Source organism: Buttiauxella ferragutiae (assembly GCF_022637515.1).
Taxonomy (GTDB): domain Bacteria; phylum Pseudomonadota; class Gammaproteobacteria; order Enterobacterales; family Enterobacteriaceae; genus Buttiauxella; species Buttiauxella ferragutiae.
Window position 1 is genome coordinate 998,272 of record NZ_CP093332.1, and the last position, 22,707, is coordinate 1,020,978.

Genomic DNA, 22,707 nt, shown 5'->3' on the forward strand with positions numbered 1-22,707 from the left:
AAAAGAGATTTTGTAGGTTGGATTAGCGTAGCGACATCCGACGGAAGGCACATGAAAATTGTAATCGCACCAGATTCATACAAGGAGAGCCTCAGTGCTCTGGAAGTAGCGACACAGATTGAAGCAGGGTTTCGGGAAATCTTCCCTGAAGCCTGCTATGTGAAGTTACCCATCGCTGATGGGGGGGAAGGGACTGTTGAGGCGATGGTGGCCGCAACAAACGGTGAAATCATTGAAGTGGATGTCACTGGGCCACTGGGTGACCCTATCCACTCTTTTTATGGAATTTCAGGCGACCGGCAGCAAGCCTTTATCGAAATGGCAGCGGCGAGTGGTCTGGAGCAAGTTGCACCTGAACTGCGTAACCCGATGAATACCACGTCGTGGGGAACGGGTGAGTTGATTCGTTATGCGCTCGACAGCGGCGTGCAAAGTATCCTGATTGGGATTGGCGGCAGCGCTACCAACGACGGTGGTATCGGCATGGTACAGGCGCTGGGCGCGCGTTTGCTCGACAGCGACGGCGAGCCATTGGGACTGGGAGGCCGGGAAGTTGCGCGCCTGGCTTCTATTGATATTTCCGGGCTGGATAAACGGCTGAAAGCGTGTCGTATCGAAGTTGCGTGTGATGTCACTAACCTGTTGACCGGCAAGGAAGGGGCGTCGGCGGTATTTGGCCCACAAAAAGGCGCCACTCCTGAAATGGTCACTAAGCTCGACCAGGCGCTGGAGCACTACGCAAAAATCATTTCCCGTGATCTCGATATTGACGTCATGACGCTTTCCGGCGGCGGTGCGGCGGGAGGTATGGGCGCGGCACTTTTTGCTTTCTGCGGTGCGCAATTGCAACAAGGTATTGAGATAGTCACTAGAGCGTTGAAACTAGATGAACTGGTGCGTGATGCAGATCTGGTGATTACCGGAGAAGGCCGTATTGATAGCCAGTCAATTCATGGCAAAGTGCCGATCGGCGTGGCAAAAGTAGCGAAGCGCTATAATATCCCGGTTATTGGGATTGCCGGAAGTTTAACGCCAGATGTAGCCGTGGTGTACGGCCATGGCCTGGATGCAGTTTTCAGCGTGTTGTATCGCATTTGTACGCTGGATGAAGCATTGAACGAAGCCGGAGATAATCTGCGAATGGCTGCACGAAATATCGCGGCAACCATTGCGATAGGTAAACACAAAACCTTCTGAATCCGCCCTGGTCGGATTAGCGATATTCGACATCAATCACCCACACGGCGCCTAACCGAACATCCGTTGGGCTTCTTTCGAGACATTATTCATCTCATCGAGTAGCTCAAAGAGTTCAGGCTCCAGATCTTCTGGCTTCACGCCACTGCGCAGTTCATGTTCCAGCGTCAGGCAGAGGTTTTTCAACCGTGGCACACCGCTGTAGCTACAACTTCCGTGAAGTTTATGAATGATATCAACCAACTCCTGCGGGTTTTCCCCGACCAGTTGTTCTTCAACGGTATTGCGGACTTCAGGTAAGAATGCCAGCAGCATCTGGAGGAGATCGCGCGCCAGATCTGGCTTGTTGGCGGCTTGTTGCAATGCAAGTCGCCAATCAAGAGTCTGGTTTGGGCTACTAGTTTGCGCAGCAGAATCGACATTCGCCACCAGCACAGGTGCGGCAATCGCCCCCGGCTGATAACGTAACAGCAGGCTATACAACTTTTTCTCTTCGATTGGCTTGGCAAGATAGTCGTTCATACCCGCGCTTAGCAGCTTCTCTTTTTGCCCTGCCATGGCGTGTGCCGTTACCGCGATAACCGGCGTTTGCTGGTGGTGTGGCAATTGACGAATGACTTCGCAGGCGCGAATACCATCCATCTCAGGCATCTGAATATCCATCAGAATGATGTCTATCTGCATCTGTTTTGCCCGCTCAATGGCTTGTAAACCGCTGCCACACAGCTCAACGTTTTGCACATGATCATCGAGCAATGCGCCGATCAGTTTTAGGTTGGCTGGGTTGTCATCAACGGCCATAACCGTCAGCGGTAATTTTTTGTTCTCAATATTATCAGCCAGTGCCGGGTGCGCATTGAAGATGTGCTCAGCCAACAGCGGCAGCAGACGCGGTGCGGTGACCGGTTTCAGTAAGCAAGCAGCAACGCCTTCTTTTTTAAGCGATTCAGCATCAATCTGGCAATGGCTTGGCAGAGCCAGAATCAGGCAGTCTGTCATGGTGACGGCTTTCGCCAGTTTTGGATTTTTAATGGATAGCGTGTCACGGAAGGTGACCGGCATACCGAGCAGCATAATGTCGTAGTGCGCTTCGGCGAGGGCGGTAAACGTTGGGCTATACACCACCTCAAGCGGCGTATTGGCTAAAATGTTGAGCGTGCTTTGTGCCGCAGAAGCATTTTGTTCGATATACGCAATGCGTTTGCCCGCCAGATTCTCGGTCGAATAACCGTCCAGCACCGCGTTAGAGTTCAGGTCCAGATTGATATAAAACCAGAAAGTAGAACCTTGATTTGGCTGGCTATGGAACGAGATATCCCCCCCCATTTCACTGACCAATTTCTGAGTGATAACCAGCCCCAGCCCGGTGCCACCATGACGCCGTGAAATACTGGCATCAGCCTGACGAAATGCCTGGAACAGACGCGACTGTTCCTGTTCAGGAATACCAATACCGGTATCATGAATGCGCATCTCAACCTGGACTTTATTGTTTCCTTGCGAGCGCTTCTCGACCACCAAATCAATATTGCCGTTCTCGGTAAACTTAATCGCATTCCCCACCAGGTTGGTCACTACTTGCTGCAAGCGCAGTGGGTCGCCAATCACGTTATCCGGCACATCGTTTTTAATGTTCAGCGTCAGCTCCAGACCTTTGTCATGGGCCGAATGCGCCAGCAATGTCACGACTTCATCGAGCGTATTACGCAGCGGGAATGGAATGCTTTCCAGAATCAGTTTACCCGCTTCCAGTTTGGAGAAGTCCAGCACGTCATTGATGATGGTGAGCAGGTTATTGGCTGAACGTTCGATGGTATACAGATGGTCGCGCTGGGTGGCATTCAAATCTGTTTTCAGCGTCAAACGAGTAAAGCCAATCACCCCATTGAGCGGCGTGCGCAGTTCGTGCGACATATTGGCGAGGAATTCAGACTTAATACGTGCGGCTTCCTGCGCGCGTTTCTTGGCGAGATCCAGTTCAACGTTCTGGATTTCCATCTGCTCAAGTGTTTCGCGCAGGTCAGAAGTGGCCTGGTCAATATTGTGCTGCATCTCTTCGTGATAGGCGGTCAACGACATCGCCATCGAATTGATACCGTTTTTCAGCATATCCAATTCGCCGAGCATGAAACCTTCGACGCGGCTATCGAGTTGACCGCGGCGTATCCGGTCGACGGTATTCACCATGTTACGGATTGGCCCTGTGACATCGCGCATCAGGCGATAAGCGAACAGCATGGCAATGCCAACGCAGAACAACATCATCAACGTCGAGATAAAAATTTCCCGGTATTGCTGCAAACGCACCGATTTCAGGTCGAGCTCAATCGCGACATAGCCGAGCGAATTGCCCGCAGGCTTAGCGTCGGTCACTTCAGATTCGTCTGGTGAATAACTTTCAGAAATAATGGGTGTGCGCAGAATTATTGAATCACCGTGGCGTGAAATGCTCAGGCTGTGCGGCGGTTTTTCATGGTTTGGTAGCTTCAGTACCGAAGCATTTAACTGATAATTCGAGGTGACAAACAGCTTGTTGTTTTCATCGAATACTGAAATTGCCCGCACAATATCGGAGTGGCGGCGGTGCAACACACTGACCAACTGGCGTATCGATTCGCGGCTATGGAAACTCATGCCATATTCGCTGGCAACTGCCAGCGGCTCGATAATGTTGGCACCCGAGTCTTCGAGCTGACGCTGCAAGTCGTTGTAGCGATGGACGACAAAAAAGATACTGAGCAATAAACCGATCATTAATGTCGGTGCCAGAATCAGGATCATCATGCGTGCGCGCAGGCTGTAGTTGGTCATGGGGTTCCGATATGGGACAATTGAAGCAATAGTTAATATTTTGAGAGAGCATACAGGCTCATGGCGCAATTCTACTCTGCAAAGCGACGGGTTACGACTCGTCAAATCATAAGCGTGACGGTTAACGACCTTGATCCGTTTGGTCAGGGCGTTGCCCGCCATAACGGTAAAGCGCTTTTTATCCAGGGTGCACTGCCTGGCGAACAGGTCGAAGTCACGGTTACTGATGACAAACGTAACTTTGCACAGGCTAAAGTTAAGCGACGTTTAAATGATAGCCCGCAACGTGTTGCGCCGCGTTGTCCGCACTTTGGCGTTTGCGGAGGGTGCCAGCAGCAACATGCCAGCATCGAATTACAGCAGCAAGCAAAATCCCGTGCGCTTGCCCGCATGATGGGGACGCGTGAAACCCCTGCGGTGGTCAACGAAATAATTTCTGGTTCGCCATGGGGTTATCGTCGCCGTGCGCGCTTGGGGTTGAATTACCTGCCTAAAACACAAACCTTACAGATGGGATTTCGCAAGTCGCAAGACAGTGAACTGGTGAATATTCACCATTGCCCTGTTTTGGAACCCCAACTTGAGGCATTGCTGGAACCTTTGCACCAATGTTTATCAACATTAAAAGCGGTGCGTCGTTTAGGCCATGTTGAACTGGTACTTGCAGATAATGGCCCGCTGATGGTGTTGCGTCATTTAGATGCACTAAATGACGACGACAGGCAAAAACTGGAACGCTTTTCGCATTCTACTGGCGTCGCGCTGTTTTTAGCGCCGGACAGTGAGACACTCACGGCGCTGGGTGAGGACGAGCCTTGTTATCATTCAGACGGGCTACGCTTAACGTTCAGTCCGCGCGATTTCATTCAGGTGAACGATGGTGTGAACCAGCAAATGGTTGCGCGTGCTATTGAATGGCTGGATATTCAGCCAACTGACCGCGTGCTGGACCTGTTCTGCGGAATGGGAAACTTTACGCTCCCGCTCGCAACCCGCGCTGAAAGTGTCGTTGGAGTGGAAGGCGTTGCTGCGCTAGTGGCGAAAGGCGAATATAATGCTCGATATAATTCGCTGAAAAATGTCACATTCTTCCATGAAAACCTGGAAGATGATGTGACTCGTCAACCCTGGGCTGCCCAGGGTTTTGACAAAATATTGCTCGACCCCGCACGAGCGGGTGCACCAGGCGTCATGCAACACGTGATCGCACTTGCTCCTAAGCGAGTGGTCTATGTTTCATGTAATCCGACAACACTTGCCCGTGATAGCGAGGCATTGCTGGCAGCGGGTTATCAACTGCGCCAATTGGCAATGCTGGACATGTTCCCGCATACCGGGCATCTGGAGTCGATGGCGCTGTTTGAGCGAAATTAAGTATTTGGATCAAGTCGTGTGAATGATTCAAGCCCCACCGAAGAGGACGGACAATGGTTGCGGTAAGAAGTGCACATCTCAATAAAGCTGGCGAATTTGCGCCCGATAGATGGATTGCTAGTCTCGGGATCACCAACCAGCAGTCATGTGAACGCTTAGCCGAAACCTGGCGGTATTGCGAGCAACAAACCAAAGGCCATCCTGACGCGGAGTTGCTGTTGTGGCGCGGCGTTGAAATGGTCGAAATCCTGTCGATGCTGAGCATGGACAACGATACGCTGCGAGCCGCCTTGCTGTTCCCTCTTGCCGACGCGGGCGTGGTCACCGAAGAGGTGATGCGCGAAAGCATCGATAGCCAGGTTGTCACGCTGATTCACGGCGTGCGCGACATGGCCGCTATCCGCCAGCTAAAAGCCGCACATACCGATTCAGTTTCTGCTGAACAGGTTGATAACGTGCGTCGCATGTTGCTGGCGATGGTGGACGATTTCCGCTGCGTGGTGATTAAACTCGCAGAACGCATCGCTCACCTGCGTGAAGTGAAAGATGCGCCGGAAGACGAACGCGTTCTGGCGGCAAAAGAGTGCACCAATATCTATGCGCCGCTTGCCAACCGCCTGGGCATTGGCCAGCTCAAATGGGAGCTGGAAGACTACTGCTTCCGCTATTTGCATCCCGATGAATACAAACGTATCGCGAAATTGCTGCACGAGCGTCGTATCGACCGTGAGCATTACATCGACGAGTTTGTTAGTGCGTTGCGTAAATCGATGAAAGAAGAGGGCGTGAAGGCTGAAGTGTATGGCCGCCCGAAACACATCTACAGCATCTGGCGCAAGATGCAGAAAAAATCCCTCGCCTTTGACGAGCTGTTTGATGTGCGTGCGGTGCGCGTGGTGGCGGAGCGTTTACAGGATTGCTACGCGGCACTCGGCATCGTGCACACCCATTATCGCCATATGCCCGACGAGTTTGACGATTACGTCGCCAACCCGAAACCCAACGGTTATCAGTCGATTCACACCGTGGTGTTGGGGCCAAATGGCAAAACTATTGAAATCCAGATCCGAACCAAGCAGATGCATGAAGATTCGGAACTGGGGGTTGCTGCCCACTGGAAGTACAAAGAGGGTAATGCCAAAAGCGGCAGTTCGGGCCACGAAGACCGCATTGCGTGGTTGCGTAAACTGATTGCCTGGCAAGAAGAAATGGCCGACTCCGGCGAGTTGCTGGATGAAGTGCGCAGTCAGGTGTTTGATGACCGCGTGTATGTGTTTACCCCGAAAGGTGACGTAGTGGACTTGCCTGCCGGTTCCACGCCACTGGACTTTGCCTACCACATTCACAGCGATGTTGGGCATCGCTGCATCGGTGCGAAAATAGGTGGCCGCATTGTGCCGTTTACCTATCAGCTGCAAATGGGCGATCAGATTGAAGTTATCACTCAGAAACAGCCGAACCCAAGCCGTGACTGGCTGAACCCTAACTTGGGTTACATCACCACCAGCCGGGGCCGCGCGAAAATCCACAACTGGTTCCGTAAACAGGATCGTGACAAAAACATACTGGCCGGGCGCCAAATCCTTGATGATGAAATTGAGCATCTGGGTATCAGCCTGAAAGAAGCCGAAAAATCGTTGCTGCCACGTTATAACTTCAATGAAGTTGAAGAGTTACTGGCGGCCATTGGTGGTGGGGATATTCGTCTTAACCAGATGAGTAACTACCTGCAATCGCAGTTTAATAAGCCGACTGCAGCTGAACAGGATGAGCAAGCTCTTCGCCAACTGAAGCAAAAAACGCATACACCACAATCGCGCAGCAAAGATAATGGCCGTGTGGTGGTGGAAGGTGTTGGCAATCTGATGCACCACATTGCACGTTGCTGCCAGCCGATTCCTGGCGACGAAATCGTCGGCTTCATTACGCAGGGGCGTGGGATCTCTATTCACCGTGCAGACTGCGACCAGTTGGCGGAACTGCAATCCCATGCGCCAGAACGTATTGTTGATGCGGTTTGGGGGGAAAGCTATTCCAGTGGTTATTCGCTGGTGGTGCGTGTGACGGCTAATGACCGTAGCGGCCTGTTGCGAGACATCACCACCATTCTGGCGAACGAAAAGGTCAACGTTTTGGGTGTTGCAAGCCGTAGCGATACCAAACAGCAACTGGCGACCATCGACATGAATATCGAAATCTACAACCTGCAGGTATTAGGCCGTGTACTGGGTAAATTGAACCAGGTGCCGGATATCATCGACGCGAAGCGTTTGCACGGCTGATTTATTGCCCCTCACCCCGACCCTCGCCCCTTTGGGGCGAGGGAGAAAAGATCGTTCCCTCTCTATCAGGGAGAGGGCCAGGGTGAGGGTTGTTTTTATTTGTAAGGATTCCTAATGACTCAAATTACCCGCCTGCTGAATATCATGAAGCGCCTGCGCGATCCGGAAACGGGTTGTCCGTGGGATAAAGAACAAACCTTCGCCACTATCGCACCCTATACCCTGGAAGAAACCTACGAAGTGCTCGACGCCATCAACCGCGAAGATTTTGATGATTTACGCGGTGAACTGGGCGATTTACTGTTCCAGGTGGTGTTTTACGCGCAAATGGCTCAGGAAGAAGGGCGCTTTAATTTCGATGAAATCTGCGAAGCCATCAGTGACAAACTTGAACGTCGCCACCCACATATCTTTGCTGATGCTACTGCTGAAAACAGCACCGAAGTGCTGGCTCGCTGGGAACAAATCAAAAGAGATGAGCGTGCTGAAAAGGCGCAACATTCTGCGCTCGATGATATTCCTCATTCCTTACCTGCTTTGATGCGTGCGCACAAAATCCAAAAGCGATGCTCAACCGTTGGCTTCGACTGGACCACTCTTGGCCCTGTGTTAGACAAAGTCTATGAAGAGATCGACGAAGTGATGTTTGAGGCAAAACAGGTTGTCGTTGACGAAGCGAAACTGGAAGAAGAAGTCGGTGATTTATTGTTCGCGACCGTTAATCTTGCGCGTCATTTAGGCACCAAAGCGGAGACTGCTTTGCAAAAAGCCAATCTGAAATTCGAGCGCCGTTTCCGCCAGGTGGAACAGATTATCGCCGCCAGGGGCCTGACAATGACCGGTGTTGACCTGGAAATCATGGAAGAAGTCTGGCAAGAAGTTAAACGCCAGGAAACTGAAATTTAACGCGTTTTTGTGGTCAAACACATTTAATGGCAATTTCAATTTAACAAGCGATTGATTTACGTCAAAAACATTTATTCCAGACGGGCTATTTTCAGTGCCCTGACAAAGTGCGAGGTCAGGGCTTTGCAGACAGAATGAAAGTTTGTGGCGCCGATACTGTTCGGGTATACTACTTTCCCGTCCTGGTACTCCCATCGTCTTTAAACCTAACTTCTCAGGTTCAGCATGACAACGAACTATATTTTTGTGACCGGCGGGGTCGTTTCCTCTCTGGGTAAAGGCATTGCCGCAGCCTCCCTCGCAGCTATTCTCGAAGCCCGTGGCCTCAACGTATCCATCATGAAACTCGATCCGTACATCAACGTCGATCCGGGTACCATGAGCCCTATTCAACATGGGGAAGTGTTCGTTACAGAAGACGGCGCTGAAACCGACCTGGATTTAGGTCACTACGAGCGTTTCATTCGCAACAAAATGACGCGTCGTAACAACTTCACCACTGGCCGTATTTACTCAGATGTTCTGCGTAAAGAACGCCGTGGCGACTATCTGGGCGCGACTGTCCAGGTTATTCCACACATCACGAACGCTATCAAAGAACGCATCCTTGAAGGTGGCGAAGGCTACGATGTTGTTCTGGTTGAAATCGGCGGTACTGTAGGTGATATCGAATCCCTGCCGTTCCTCGAAGCGATTCGCCAGATGGCTGTCGAAGTGGGTCGTGAGCACACGCTGTATATGCACCTGACTCTGGTGCCATACATGGCCGCTGCCGGTGAAGTGAAAACTAAACCGACTCAACACTCCGTAAAAGAACTGCTTTCCATCGGTATTCAGCCAGATGTGCTGATCTGCCGCTCTGACCGCGTGGTTCCGGCAAATGAACGTGCGAAAATTGCATTGTTCTGTAACGTCCCGGAGAAAGCGGTTATTTCTCTGAAAGATGTCGATTCTATCTATAAAATTCCAGGCCTGTTGAAATCACAGGGGCTGGACGATTATATTTGTAAACGATTCAGCTTGAACGTTCCTGAAGCTAACTTGTCCGAATGGGAACAAGTTATTTACGAAGAAGCGAATCCGACAAGCGAAGTTACGATTGGTATGGTCGGCAAGTACATTGAACTGCCAGATGCCTACAAATCTGTGATTGAAGCGCTGAAACACGGTGGTTTGAAAAATCGTCTGACCGTTAACATCAAGCTGATTGACTCGCAGGATGTTGAAACTCGCGGTGCTGAAGAAATGCTGAAGGGATTGGATGCTATCCTTATCCCTGGCGGTTTCGGTTACCGTGGTGTGGAAGGCAAAATCGCCACCGCGCGCTATGCTCGTGAACAGAACATTCCGTATCTGGGTATTTGCTTAGGTATGCAAGTGGCGCTGATCGAGTTCGCACGAAACGTTGCAGGTATGGCTAACGCCAACTCAACTGAATTTGTGCCAGACTGTAAATACCCGGTGGTCGCCTTAATCACCGAGTGGCGAGACGAAGAAGGTAACGTTGAAGTTCGTACTGAAAAGAGCGACTTGGGCGGCACCATGCGTCTTGGCGGCCAGCAGTGTCAGTTGACCGATGGTAGTCTGGTGCGCCAGATGTACGGTGAACCGACAATTACTGAGCGTCATCGCCATCGTTATGAAGTCAACAACATGTTGTTGAAACAAATTGAAACAGCAGGTCTGCGCGTTGCGGGCCGTTCCGGTGATGATCAACTGGTAGAAATCATCGAAGTACCAAATCATCCGTGGTTTGTTGCTTGCCAGTTCCACCCGGAATTTACTTCGACTCCGCGTGATGGCCACCCACTGTTTGCAGGCTTTGTGAAAGCTGCAGGTGAGTACCAGAAGCGCCAGGAAAAGTAAGCAGAAAGTTAGAACGACAACGCGCGAATGTTTCGCGCGTTGTTTGTCTGGAGTTTTAGTTTAACTTGTACTGAGGAAAATCTAATGTCCAAAATCGTTAAAGTCATCGGTCGTGAAATCATCGACTCCCGTGGTAACCCGACTGTTGAAGCTGAAGTTCATCTGGAAGGCGGTTTCGTAGGTATGGCTGCTGCACCATCAGGTGCTTCAACTGGTTCCCGCGAAGCGCTGGAACTGCGCGATGGCGACAAATCTCGCTTCCTGGGCAAAGGCGTTCTGAAAGCCGTTGCTGCAGTTAATGGCCCGATCGCTGCGGCTGTAACTGGTAAAGATGCGAAAGACCAGGCTAACATCGATAAAATCATGATCGACCTGGACGGTACCGAAAACAAATCTAACTTCGGTGCTAACGCAATCCTGGCTGTTTCTCTTGCTGCTGCTAAAGCTGCTGCTGCCTCTAAAGGCCTGCCGCTGTATGCACACATCGCTGAACTGAACGGCACTCCAGGCAAATTCTCTATGCCACTGCCTATGATGAACATCATCAACGGCGGCGAGCACGCTGATAACAACGTTGATATCCAAGAGTTCATGATTCAACCAGTTGGTGCGAAAAACCTGAAAGAAGCCATCCGTATGGGTTCTGAAGTTTTCCATACCCTGGCTAAAGTTCTGAAATCTAAAGGCATGGGTACTGCTGTTGGTGACGAAGGTGGCTATGCGCCAAACCTGGGTTCCAACGCTGAAGCACTGGCTGTAATCGCTGAAGCGGTTAAAGCTGCAGGTTACGAGCTGGGTAAAGACATTACTCTGGCTATGGACTGTGCTGCTTCTGAATTCTACAAAGACGGTAAATACGTTCTGGCTGGCGAAGGCAACAAAGCTTTCACCTCTGAAGAATTCACTGCATTCCTGGAAGATCTGACCAAACAGTACCCAATCGTTTCTATCGAAGACGGTCTGGACGAGTCTGATTGGGATGGTTTCGCACACCAGACTAAAGTTCTGGGCGACAAAATCCAGTTGGTTGGTGACGATCTGTTCGTAACTAACACCAAAATCCTGAAAAGAGGTATCGACAACGGTATCGCTAACTCCATTCTGATCAAATTCAACCAGATCGGTTCTCTGACCGAAACTCTGGCTGCGATCAAAATGGCGAAAGATGCTGGCTACACTGCAGTTATCTCTCACCGTTCAGGCGAAACTGAAGACGCTACCATCGCTGACCTGGCTGTTGGTACTGCTGCAGGCCAGATCAAAACTGGTTCTATGAGCCGTTCTGACCGTGTTGCTAAGTACAACCAGCTGATTCGTATTGAAGAAGCTCTGGCTGCTGCGGGCACACCAGCTCCGTTCAACGGTCTGAAAGAAGTTAAAGGTCAGTAATTCGTTACTGCTTTAAATTCTTACAAAAAACCCGCTTCGGCGGGTTTTTTTATTTCTATTTTTGCTGGCTCCTGAACAACATATAGCCGATCTCACTAGTAGAGTTTGCAGATCCCCCACCTGTCGACCAGGCTTACGGGGACTTTTCACTCACAGGTCAGGAGACCGACATGAAAGCAGCAGTTGTTAATAAAGATCACTCTGTAGGGATCATCGACAAACCTGTTCGAGCCCTTAAACACGGCGAAGCATTGCTGACAATGGAATGCTGTGGCGTATGCCATACCGATTTACATGTGAAAAATGGAGATTTTGGTGATGTAACAGGCATTACGCTGGGGCATGAAGGTATTGGCGTAGTGAAAACAGTTGGCCCAGGGGTGACTTCCCTGAAAGTGGGCGACCGCGCAAGCGTTGCCTGGTTCTTCCGCGGCTGCGGCAACTGTGAATACTGTAATACTGGCAATGAAACTCTGTGTCGCAGCGTCACCAACGCGGGTTATACCGCCGATGGTGGCATGGCTGAAGAGTGCATTGTCGTTGCCGATTACGCGGTAAAAGTCCCTGATGGACTTGAATCTGCGGCGGCCAGCAGCGTGACTTGTGCTGGTGTCACCACTTACAAAGCGGTGAAAGTCTCGCATATCAAACCGGGGCAGTGGATTGCGATTTATGGCCTTGGCGGCCTTGGCAACCTCGCGCTGCAATACGCTAAAAACGTCTTTAATGCCAAAGTCATTGCCATCGACGTCAATGATGCACAGCTCGAATTCGCCAAAGAGTGTGGCGCGGATTTGGTCATCAACTCACGCAATGAAGATGCGGCAAAAGTCATCCAGGAAAAAGTAGGCGGTGCCCATGCTGCGGTAGTGACTGCGGTGGCGAAAGCGGCATTCAACTCTGCGGTAGATGCTGTTCGTGCGGGTGCGCGTATCGTTGCGGTCGGTTTACCATCAGAATCCATGAGCCTGAACATTCCACGTCTGGTACTTGATGGTATCGAAGTCGTCGGTTCTTTGGTTGGAACGCGCCATGATTTAGCTGAAGCCTTCCAGTTTGCTGCCGAAGGAAAAGTGGTTCCTAAAGTGACCATGCGTCCACTTGAAGATATCAATGCTATCTTCAAAGAAATGGAAGACGGTAAAATCAAAGGCCGCATGGTGATTGATTTTAAAACCAAAAAGTAAGCTATGTGATTAGCTAAAAGTGGCCGGGAAACCCCGGCCATTAGTTTTTTAAAGCGACTGAATCACCCGCTTAAGCAGGCGGATTCTTGGCTCAATGCTATCCAGTTCCAGATACTCTGACGTACTGTGGAAACCGGCACCTATTGGCCCGAAACCGTCCAGAGAAGGGATACCCAACTCTGCCGTATGGTTAACATCAGAGCCACCACCGACGGACTTCCACTTCACGTCGATACCTTCTGCGACACCGGCCTGCTCAACCCGTGGGTCACTAAACCGGTTTTGTAGGGTGGATAAGCGATAGCGCCATCCACCATTTGCGTCAGTTTGTCGGATGGCGCGCGCTTATTACCCGATATCAGATAAGTAATGGCAGCGTGGCGCTGGCGGTTTGCTGGCTCGTGGCGGCGTATTGGTTATCGTGAGTAATCAGCTCTCCCACCAGTACCTCCACCAACAACATGGCTCCCACTTTGGCGTTTAACGCACCGGCGCTTAATGGGCCTTCTGGTTTAGCGGCAACCAGCAACAGATCGGCAAGATCGGCGAGAGGGCTGCGCAAAGTGTTACTAATCAGCAGCACACAGGCATGGCGCTTTTTGGCGAGTTTCACCACATGCATTAAATCTTTGGTGGAACCGGAACTCGAAATCACCACTACCAGATCACGCTCGCTAAGCGTTGCTGCATTCATCGCTGCGCGGTGCATATCGCTAAACAACTGTGCAGGTTTGCCTAAGCGCAGCAATTTGTAATGCAGGTAATCCCCCATAATTGCGCTGGCTGCAACGCCATAAATTTGCACCGAAGTGGCACGATGCAGGGCAATGCCCGCCTGTTGCAGCACCTCGCGATTGAGCAGTTTCCCGGTATCTCTCAGCGCCTGCACAGACTCTTCGATTAACTCATCAATACTGTCTTCGCTCACGGGAGCGGGAGGCTGCTGCTGCTGAACATCCAGCGCCAGCGCCATCTTAAATTCGGTATATCCCTTGCAGCCTAAATGGCGGCACAGGCGAGTGACGCTGGCCTCGCTGGTTTCACTTTCACGCGCCAGCTCGGTGATGGTCAGATACAGCACCTTCTGCGGCTCGCCAAGAACGAACTCGCCTAGTTTTTGTAACGTTGGGCTGTAACCTGGCAGACCCTGACGCAAGTGCAGCAATAAATTTTCGTTTTCTGTCATCGGACCCATCCCACGGCCTTACTTAATTACTGGACATAGTGTGGAGGAAAGCGGCCCCGCAGTGCCAGCAGATTCGGTTAACTGTGATGTGGATCGTATTGATGGTGAAAATTTTCACTTGCTACGTCTTATTGTGGTAATAATTTTCATCACAGTAATTTGGCAGGAAGAAAATTTATGTCAATCTTTAGCGGTACCTCTTCTGGGGGCTGGTTTGAAAAGGCCCAGCGTTTTGGCAAGTCGTTCATGTTACCTATCGCTGTTTTACCGGCAGCCGGGCTGTTGCTGGGGATTGGCGGTGCGCTGTCTAATCCCAATACTGTTGCGGCCTATCCCTTCCTGGATGTCGCCTGGTTGCAGGGTATTTTCACCATCATGGCGAGTGCGGGTTCAATCGTGTTTGCTAACCTGGCGGTGTTATTTGCCGTCGGCGTGTCTGTAGGGCTGGCAAAAGGGGATAAAGGCACAGCGGGTCTGGCGGCATTACTGGCTTATCTGGTAATGAACGCTACCATCAATGCGTTGCTGACATTAAGCGGCACACTGGCGGCAACCAATCCAGGTGCGGTCGGGCAGGGGATGGCATTAGGTATCCAGACGCTGGAAACCGGCGTTTTTGGTGGCGTGGTCATCGGTATCGTCACTTCACTGCTGCATAACCGCTATAACAAAATCGCGCTACCGCAATTCCTTGGTTTCTTCGGTGGTTCACGTTTTGTGCCGATAATCAGCTCGCTGGTCGCTATCCTGGTTGGTGCGGCGATGACCGTCATCTGGCCGCATTTCCAGAAACTCATTTTTGGCATGGGCGGCCTGGTGGATGCCACCGGTTACCTCGGGACATTTATCTACGGCTTCGTGCTGCGTATGCTCGGCCCATTCGGTCTGCACCATATCTTCTACCTGCCATTCTGGACGACGGCGCTTGGCGGTACCGAGATGGTTAACGGTCAACTGGTTGAAGGCACACAGCGCATCTTCTTTGCCCAGTTGGCTGACCCGAACACCCAGCAGTTCTACATCGGCACTTCACGTTTCATGTCTGGCCGCTTTATCACCATGATGTTTGGCCTGGTGGGGGCGTGCCTGGCGATGTATCACACTGCCAAACCTGAGAATCGCAAGCGTGTGGCGGGGCTGTTACTTTCTGCGGCGTTGACCTCTTTCTTAACCGGTATTACCGAACCTATCGAGTTCTCTTTCCTGTTTATCGCCCCGGTGTTGTACGTGATCCACGCGTTGTTCGATGGCCTGGCATTTATGCTGGCGCACATGCTGCACATCACCATCGGCCAGACATTCTCTGGCGGCTTTATTGATTTCATTCTGTTTGGTGTGTTGCAGGGCGAAGCTAAAACCCACTGGATGTACGTCCCGCTCGTCGGTATTCCGTGGTTCTTCCTGTACTACTTCACCTTCCGTTTCGTGATTACACGCTTCAATTTCAAAACGCCGGGTCGTGAAGATGCGGGAACGGAAAGCGTGCAGGTCACAGCAGGCGAGCGCCCGTTGCAAGTCATCATCGCGTTGGGCGGCAAAGAGAATATTGTCGAGCTTGATTGCTGTGCCACTCGTCTGCGCGTCACGTTACATGACGGTTCACTGGTTGATGAGGCCCTATTAAAAGAGACCGGCGCTCGTGCCGTTATCCAGCGCGGCAATGGCGTACAGGTGATTTACGGCCCGCACGTCACGATTATTAAAAATGAAGTAGAGGAGATTCTCGCCATATGAAACCGTCCATGTTGTCGCTGATTGAGGGAAAACTGATTGTTTCCTGCCAGGCGTTGGAAAATGAACCGTTACACAGCTCGTTTATTATGTCGAAAATGGCGCTGGCAGCCGCACAAGGTGGTGCTTGTGCGATTCGCGCCAACAGTTTGCCAGACGTTCAAACAATCATGGAAACGGTTGATTTACCGGTGATTGCTATCATCAAACGTGATTATCCGGGCAGCGATGTTTACATCACGCCAACTCTCAAAGAGGTGGATGAGTTAATGGCGGCAAACCCGGCGATGATTGCGCTGGATGGCACCGGGCATGAACGCCCTGGCCAACTGGACTTGCGCGGCCTGGTGGCGGCAATTCGCCAGCGTTATCCGCAGTTGCTGTTGATGGCGGATATTGCCACCGTTGAAGAAGCTCGTTATGCCGCCGCACTGGGTTTTGATTGTGTTGGCACCACGCTACATGGTTATACCGCTGAAACGAAAGGGCAAATTCTGGCAACGAATGGCTGCCAGTTCTTGCGCGATGTTCTGGCGGCGGTCGATGTGCCGGTTATTGCTGAAGGGAATGTGGAAACGCCGGAAATGGCTGCGCATTGCCTGGCTCTCGGGGCTCATGCGGTGGTAGTCGGCGGGGCGATTACTCGCCCGCAGCAAATCACACGCCGCTTCGTAAATGCCATCGCAACTTCCAGGTTGTGATGGCAGTGACAGGCCCAGTCTCCCCCTGATTGGGCCTGTCACACCGTTACGCATGATCTCAACCGTCACTTCTGCGATAATCACTCTTTACGCCCATTATTTGAGAAGACTATGCAGTATCCGATTAACGAGATGTTCCAGACCCTGCAAGGGGAGGGCTATTTTACTGGTGTGCCCGCCATTTTTATTCGCCTGCAAGGCTGCCCGGTGGGCTGCGCGTGGTGCGATACCAAACACACCTGGGATAAACTCGCGGATCGTGAAGTCTCTTTGTTCAGCATCCTTGCTAAAACCAAAGAAAGCGACAAATGGGGCAACGCTAGCCCTGAAGATTTGCTGGCGATTTTCCAGCGCCAGGATTACACCGCGCGCCATGTGGTAATTACCGGCGGCGAGCCATGCATTCACGATCTCACGCCATTAACCTCGCTGTTTGAGCACCACGGTTATAGCTGCCAGATTGAAACCAGCGGCACGCATGAAGTGCGTTGCACTGCCGGAACCTGGGTGACCGTTTCCCCGAAAGTGAATATGCGTGGTGGTTACGACGTACTGTCTCAGGCTTTAGAACGTGCCGATGAAATTAAACATCCGGTGGGGCGTATGCGGGATATCGAAGCGCTGGATGAACTGTTAGCGACCCTGGTTGACGATAAAAAACGGGTGATTGCGCTTCAGCCTATCAGCCAGAAAGAAGATGCGACGCGTCTGTGTATCGAAACTTGTATCGCCCGCAACTGGCGGCTTTCAATGCAGACGCATAAGTATTTGAATATCGCTTAAAACCAAAAAGGCACCTCTACGGTGCCTTCAGATTGCTGACAAAGGGTGATAAATGTGTTTTGTAGGGCGGATAAGCGTTAGCGTCATCCACCATTTACACCAGTGGTGTCGGATGACGCTGCGCTTATCTGACCTACGAAGAAGTTTGTCATCAGTCTCAAGGCACCTTTACGGTGCCTTTCTTTTAACCCTTATACACGCAACCGGCGGTACAGGTTTCTTTCACCATCACTGAACTTAGCAGCGGCACAAGCGGCTTCATTTCGTCCCAAATCCATTTTGCCAGCACTTCGCTGGTTGGATTCTCAAGCCCAGGAATATCATTCAGATAGTAATGATCAAGCCTGTCATAAGTCGGTTTAAACGCCGCCTTCAGCTCAGAAAAATCCATAATCCAGCCGGTATACGGATCAACCTCGCCAGTGATTTCCAGGCGCACCATAAATGAATGACCATGTAAGCGACCGCATTTGTGGCCTTCTGGTACATGTGGCAGGTGGTGAGCGGCTTCGAAGGTAAAATCTTTAAACAGGGTGGTGGACATAATTAAGTCTCTTTCATACAAAATAACCGCGGCATAGTACAGGAAATGACTATTTCACGCATTAACTATACCTGCCAGGCGGGTGCCAACTCCCCCTGATAGTATTTTTCTTTCTGTTATCTTTTATTTTTCATTAAGTTAACTAATCACTTTTAACGTTATGGATTACCCGTAAAAGTGGTTAGTCGTTTTGGTTATTTGTTATTTCTATCCCTTCTTTAATTGTTATTATCGCGATGGTTACCCTTACACCATTCCCGTTTATTCGTTCGATATTAAAAACGGATCTTTTGCTACTGGAACTCACAACGCATGACAATTCAGGCCCCACCGACCGCACTGTTACCGCTAACCCCGGAGCAACTGGCACGCCTCCAGGCGGCGACGACAGATTTCTCGCAGACTCAACTGGCCTGGTTATCCGGCTATTTCTGGGGAATGATTAATCAACAACCTGGTACTGTTGCGGCAGCTCAACCTGCTGCGGCTGAAGTTCCGGTCATTACGCTGATTTCTGCATCGCAAACCGGTAACGCGCGCCGCGTCAGCGAACAACTGCGCGACGATTTACTGGCGGCTAAACTAAACGTTAACCTGGTTAACGCGGGCGACTATAAATTCAAACAAATTGCCCAGGAAAAACTGCTGATTGTTGTCACTTCAACGCAAGGCGAGGGCGAACCGCCGGAAGAAGCCGTGGCGTTGCACAAATTCCTGTTCTCGAAAAAGGCACCAAAACTGCCAGGCACTGCGTTTGCAGTCTTTAGCCTTGGCGACACCTCTTACGAATTCTTCTGCCAGTCGGGTAAAGATTTTGATAACAAACTCGCGGAACTCGGCGGTGAGCGCCTGTTGGATCGTGTGGATTGTGATGTCGAATTCCAGCCAGCCGCCGCGCAGTGGCGGGCAAAAATTGTCGACGTTCTGAAATCCCGCGTACCGGCAGAAACTCCGGCGCAATTGGCAGTCACCGCCACGGGCGCTGCCAACGAAATCTTCACTAGCCCGTACAGCAAAGAAGCGCCGCTGACCGCAACGCTTGCGGTTAACCAGAAAATTACCGGTCGCGATTCTGAAAAAGACGTGCGTCACTTTGAGATTGATCTGGGTGATTCCGGTTTGCGTTACCAGCCGGGGGATGCGTTGGGCGTCTGGTACCAAAACGATCAAGCATTGGTGAAAGAGCTGGTCGAACTGCTGTGGCTGAAAGGCGATGAAAGCGTCACTGTCGATGGCAAAACTTTGCCACTGAGCGAAGCGCTGGAGTGGCATTTCGAGCTGACCATCAATACCGCCAACATCGTTGAGAAGTATGCGCAGGTTACCCGCAACGCCGCGTTGCTGGATCTGGTGGGTGATAAAACCAAATTGCAGCACTTTGCTCACAACACGCCGATTGTCGACATGGTGCGTTACGCGCCAGCGGAATTAACTGCTGAGCAGCTGATTGATTTACTGCGCCCGCTGACGCCGCGTCTGTACTCGATTGCTTCTTCGCAGGCTGAAGCGGAAAGCGAAGTGCACATTACCGTTGGCGTGGTGCGTTATGACATCGAAGGCCGCGCCCGTACTGGCGGTGCTTCTGGTTACCTTGCTGACCGCCTTGGGGAAGATGGCGAAGTACGTGTGTTCATCGAACATAACGATAACTTCCGCCTGCCTGCCAACCCGGAAACGCCGGTGATTATGATTGGCCCTGGCACCGGCATCGCACCATTCCGTGCCTTTATGCAGCAGCGTGAAAGTGATGGGGCAACCGGTAAAAACTGGCTGTTCTTCGGCAACCCGCACTTTACCGATGATTTCCTGTATCAGGTTGAATGGCAGCGTTACGTCAAAGATGGCCTACTGACGAATATCGATCTGGCCTGGTCTCGCGACCAGCAACACAAAATATACGTACAAGATAAACTGCGCGAAAAAGGCGCGGAACTGTGGAACTGGATTAAAGAAGGTGCCCACATTTACGTCTGCGGCGATGCCAATCGCATGGCTAAAGACGTTGAGCAGGTTTTACTGGAAGTGGTAGCCGAGTTCGGTGGCATGGATACCGAAACGGCCGATGAATTTTTAAGTGAGCTGCGCGTTGAGCGCCGTTATCAGCGAGATGTCTACTAATGAGCGAAAAACACCCAGGACCATTAGTGGTCGAAGGCAAACTGTCTGACGCCGAGCGCCTGAAACGCGAAAGCAATTACCTGCGCGGCACTATCAAAGAAGATTTGCAGGACGGGCTGACCGGTGGCTTCAGAGGCGACAACTTTTTGCTGATCCGCTTTCACGGCATGTATCAGCAAGATGACCGCGATATTCGTGCGGAACGTGCAGAACAAAAGCTCGAGCCGCGCCATGCGATGATGCTGCGCTGCCGTCTGCCGGGTGGGATTATCACCACCGAGCAATGGCGAGCGATTGATAAATTTGCCGAAGACAAAACCATTTACGGCAGCATTCGTCTGACTAACCGCCAGACTTTCCAGTTCCACGGCATTCTGAAAAAGAACGTGAAACCGGCGCACGAAATGCTGCACGAAGTTGGGCTGGATGCGCTGGCAACCGCTAACGACGTGAACCGCAACGTGCTGTGTACCTCAAACCCGGTGGAGTCTGAACTGCACCAGGAAGCGTACGAATGGGCGAAAAAGCTTTCTGAACATTTGCTGCCGCGCACCCGTGCTTATGCCGAGATCTGGTGGGATCAAGAGAAAGTCGCCACCACCGACGAAGAGCCGATCCTCGGTGAAACGTATCTGCCGCGTAAGTTTAAAACCACGGTGGTGGTACCGCCGCAGAATGACGTCGATCTTCATGCCAATGACATGAACTTCATCGCCATTGCCAAAGACGGCAAGCTGGTGGGCTTCAACCTGCTGGTGGGCGGCGGTTTGTCCATCGAACACGGCAACAAAGCAACCTATGCCCGCACCGCGAGCGAGTTCGGTTACATTCCGCTTGAGCACACGCTGGCGGTGGCGGAAGCCGTTGTCACCACACAACGCGACTGGGGCAACCGTACCGATCGTAAAAATGCCAAGACCAAATACACCCTTGAGCGTGTTGGCGTGGAGGTGTTTAAAGCCGAAGTTGAACGCCGCGCAGGCATCAAATTCGAGCCGACTCGCGCGTATGAATTTACCGGACGTGGCGATCGTATTGGCTGGGTAAAAGGCATCGACGACAAATGGCACCTGACGCTGTTTATCGAAAATGGCCGTATCCTGGACTACCCGGAGCGTCCGCTGAAAACCGGCCTGATGGAGATCGCGAAGATCCACAAAGGCGACTTCCGCCTGACGGCAAACCAGAACCTGATCGTCGCTGGTGTACCGGCCAGTGAAAAAGCAGCTATCGAGAAGATCGCCAAAGAAAGCGGCCTGATGAACGCGGTGAAACCACAGCGTGAAAACTCAATGGCCTGCGTTTCCTTCCCGACTTGCCCGCTGGCGATGGCCGAAGCCGAACGCTTCCTACCGCAGTTTGTGACTAAAGTTGAAGAAGTGCTGGAAAAACACCAGGTGCCAGATGAACACATCGTCACGCGTGTTACCGGCTGCCCGAACGGCTGTGGCCGCGCGCTGCTGGCGGAAATCGGCCTGGTGGGCAAAGCGCCTGGCCGCTATAACCTGCATATTGGCGGTAACCGCATCGGCACACGTATCCCGCGCATGTACCGTGAAAACATCACTGAGCTGGAAATTCTGGCCTCCATTGATGAGCTGGTCGGGCGCTGGGCGAAAGAGCGTGAAGCTGACGAAGGCTTCGGTGATTTCACCATCCGCGCCGGGATTATTCGCCCGGTACTGGACCCGGCCCGGGACTTGTGGGACTAGCACTATTCTTCTCCTTCTCCTGGGGGAGAAGGCCGGATGAGGGCGTCTGGGCTTACTACGTGCGTAAGCACTCGACATGGGTCGCCCTCACCCTAACCCTCTCCCCAGGGAGAGGGAATACTATTTAGCGAGGTATCTATGCCTGTACTCGATCTAAAAGCGCTGAACGAACTCCCTAAAGTCGAGCGCATCATGGCGCTGGCGGAGGTCAACAGCCAGCTTGAAAAACTTAGCGCCGAACAGCGTGTCAGCTGGTCGCTGGAAAACTTGCCTGGTGAGTTTGTACTCTCCTCGAGTTTTGGGATTCAGGCTGCGGTGTCCTTGCACCTGGTCACCCAACAGTTCCCGGATATTCCGGTGATCCTCACCGACACCGGTTATCTGTTCCCGGAAACCTACCAGTTCATTGATGAACTCACCGATAAGCTGAAGCTGAATCTGCAAGTCTTTAGCGCGAAGGAAAGTGCCGCGTGGCAGGAAGCGCGTTACGGAAAACTGTGGGAACAGGGCGTTGAAGGCATTGAGAAATACAATGATATCAACAAAGTTGAGCCGATGAACCGTGCGCTGCGTGAACTCAACGGGCAAACCTGGTTTGCTGGTTTGCGCCGTGAACAATCGGGCAGCCGTGCCCATTTACCGGTGCTGGCGATTCAGCGTGAAGTGTTTAAAATCCTGCCGATCATCGACTGGGACAACCGCCAGGTTTACCAATACCTCACCGCCAATGGCCTGAAATACCACCCGTTGTGGGATCAAGGCTACCTTTCCGTGGGCGATACCCACACCACGCGTAAGTGGGAAGAAGGCATGGCTGAAGAAGAGACGCGTTTCTTTGGGCTTAAGCGCGAGTGTGGTTTGCACGAGTAATTATCTGATTGTTGTATATAAAAAACCCTTCGCGCTATGCAGAAGGGCTT

Annotated in this window: 16 protein-coding genes and 1 pseudogene; 13 read left to right on the plus strand and 4 right to left on the minus strand. The window is 51.7% G+C overall.

Annotated features, from left to right (window positions below; genetic code table 11):
- Positions 1 to 51: 51 nt before the first annotated feature.
- Positions 52 to 1,197, plus strand: a complete 1,146-nt coding sequence (locus MNO13_RS04510; protein ID WP_064543862.1) for a glycerate kinase — start codon at positions 52 to 54, stop codon at positions 1,195 to 1,197.
- Between the two features lie 51 nt (positions 1,198 to 1,248).
- On the opposite strand, the gene barA is transcribed toward MNO13_RS04510, so the two are convergent.
- Positions 1,249 to 4,008 carry a two-component sensor histidine kinase BarA gene (gene barA, locus MNO13_RS04515; protein WP_064543863.1) on the minus strand — a complete coding sequence of 920 codons (2,760 nt, stop codon included), beginning with the start codon at positions 4,006 to 4,008 and terminating at the stop codon, positions 1,249 to 1,251.
- Positions 4,009 to 4,068: 60 nt separating this feature from the next.
- On the opposite strand from barA, the gene rlmD reads away from it, so the two are divergent.
- The 6 genes from rlmD (at position 4,069) to adhP (ending at position 13,012) form a co-directional block, all read left to right on the plus strand.
- Positions 4,069 to 5,382 carry a 23S rRNA (uracil(1939)-C(5))-methyltransferase RlmD gene (gene rlmD / locus MNO13_RS04520; protein ID WP_121815008.1) on the plus strand — a complete coding sequence of 438 codons (1,314 nt, stop codon included), beginning with the start codon at positions 4,069 to 4,071 and terminating at the stop codon, positions 5,380 to 5,382.
- A gap of 53 nt (positions 5,383 to 5,435) precedes the next feature.
- On the plus strand, positions 5,436 to 7,664 hold the full coding sequence (gene relA / locus MNO13_RS04525) for a GTP diphosphokinase (RefSeq protein ID WP_064543865.1): 2,229 nt from the start codon (positions 5,436 to 5,438) through the stop codon (positions 7,662 to 7,664).
- A gap of 114 nt (positions 7,665 to 7,778) precedes the next feature.
- Positions 7,779 to 8,570, plus strand: a complete 792-nt coding sequence (gene mazG, locus MNO13_RS04530) for a nucleoside triphosphate pyrophosphohydrolase (RefSeq protein ID WP_241939581.1) — start codon at positions 7,779 to 7,781, stop codon at positions 8,568 to 8,570.
- Positions 8,571 to 8,795: 225 nt separating this feature from the next.
- Positions 8,796 to 10,436 carry a glutamine hydrolyzing CTP synthase gene (gene pyrG / locus MNO13_RS04535; protein WP_064543868.1) on the plus strand — a complete coding sequence of 547 codons (1,641 nt, stop codon included), beginning with the start codon at positions 8,796 to 8,798 and terminating at the stop codon, positions 10,434 to 10,436.
- A gap of 84 nt (positions 10,437 to 10,520) precedes the next feature.
- Positions 10,521 to 11,825, plus strand: a complete 1,305-nt coding sequence (gene eno, locus MNO13_RS04540) for a phosphopyruvate hydratase (protein WP_064543870.1) — start codon at positions 10,521 to 10,523, stop codon at positions 11,823 to 11,825.
- A 170-nt stretch (positions 11,826 to 11,995) separates the two neighbouring features.
- Positions 11,996 to 13,012, plus strand: coding sequence for an alcohol dehydrogenase AdhP (gene adhP / locus MNO13_RS04545; protein ID WP_064543872.1), 1,017 nt, complete (start codon positions 11,996 to 11,998; stop codon positions 13,010 to 13,012).
- A gap of 48 nt (positions 13,013 to 13,060) precedes the next feature.
- On the opposite strand, the pseudogene MNO13_RS04550 reads toward adhP, so the two are convergent.
- Positions 13,061 to 13,273 (minus strand): annotated as a pseudogene (locus tag MNO13_RS04550) (M20/M25/M40 family metallo-hydrolase); the annotation flags it as partial.
- Positions 13,274 to 13,370: 97 nt separating this feature from the next.
- Positions 13,371 to 14,198, minus strand: a complete 828-nt coding sequence (locus MNO13_RS04555) for a MurR/RpiR family transcriptional regulator (RefSeq protein WP_064543921.1) — start codon at positions 14,196 to 14,198, stop codon at positions 13,371 to 13,373.
- Between the two features lie 177 nt (positions 14,199 to 14,375).
- Between MNO13_RS04555 and MNO13_RS04560 the strand changes: the two genes are divergently transcribed.
- The 3 genes from MNO13_RS04560 (at position 14,376) to queE (ending at position 17,413) form a co-directional block, all read left to right on the plus strand.
- A complete protein-coding gene (locus tag MNO13_RS04560; RefSeq protein ID WP_064543876.1) occupies positions 14,376 to 15,932 on the plus strand; it encodes a maltose/glucose-specific PTS transporter subunit IIC in 1,557 nt (518 codons plus the stop codon).
- Entirely contained in the window at positions 15,929 to 16,630 is a 702-nt protein-coding gene (locus MNO13_RS04565) for an N-acetylmannosamine-6-phosphate 2-epimerase (RefSeq protein ID WP_241939582.1), read from the plus strand. The genes MNO13_RS04560 and MNO13_RS04565 overlap by 4 nt, the downstream gene beginning before the upstream one ends.
- Positions 16,631 to 16,741: 111 nt before the next feature.
- A complete protein-coding gene (gene queE / locus MNO13_RS04570) occupies positions 16,742 to 17,413 on the plus strand; it encodes a 7-carboxy-7-deazaguanine synthase QueE (RefSeq protein WP_064543880.1) in 672 nt (223 codons plus the stop codon).
- Between the two features lie 184 nt (positions 17,414 to 17,597).
- Here queE and queD read toward each other — a convergent pair whose 3' ends face one another.
- Positions 17,598 to 17,960 (minus strand): 6-carboxytetrahydropterin synthase QueD, encoded by a 363-nt coding sequence (gene queD, locus MNO13_RS04575; protein ID WP_202914405.1) that lies wholly within the window; start codon positions 17,958 to 17,960, stop codon positions 17,598 to 17,600.
- 309 nt (positions 17,961 to 18,269) lie between these two features.
- Here queD and cysJ point away from each other — a divergent pair, with 309 nt between their 5' ends.
- The 3 genes from cysJ (at position 18,270) to cysH (ending at position 22,657) form a co-directional block, all read left to right on the plus strand.
- Entirely contained in the window at positions 18,270 to 20,075 is a 1,806-nt protein-coding gene (gene cysJ, locus MNO13_RS04580) for an NADPH-dependent assimilatory sulfite reductase flavoprotein subunit (RefSeq protein ID WP_241939583.1), read from the plus strand.
- The gene (gene cysI, locus MNO13_RS04585; protein WP_241939584.1) at positions 20,075 to 21,787 is read left to right on the plus strand and encodes an assimilatory sulfite reductase (NADPH) hemoprotein subunit; all 1,713 of its coding nucleotides are present in this window, start codon (positions 20,075 to 20,077) and stop codon (positions 21,785 to 21,787) included. Before cysJ ends, cysI begins: the two co-directional genes overlap by 1 nt.
- Before the next feature lie 138 nt (positions 21,788 to 21,925).
- Positions 21,926 to 22,657: a phosphoadenosine phosphosulfate reductase gene (gene cysH, locus MNO13_RS04590; RefSeq protein ID WP_133523161.1), complete on the plus strand. Its 732-nt coding sequence runs from the start codon at positions 21,926 to 21,928 to the stop codon at positions 22,655 to 22,657.
- The last annotated feature ends 50 nt before the right edge of the window (positions 22,658 to 22,707 follow it).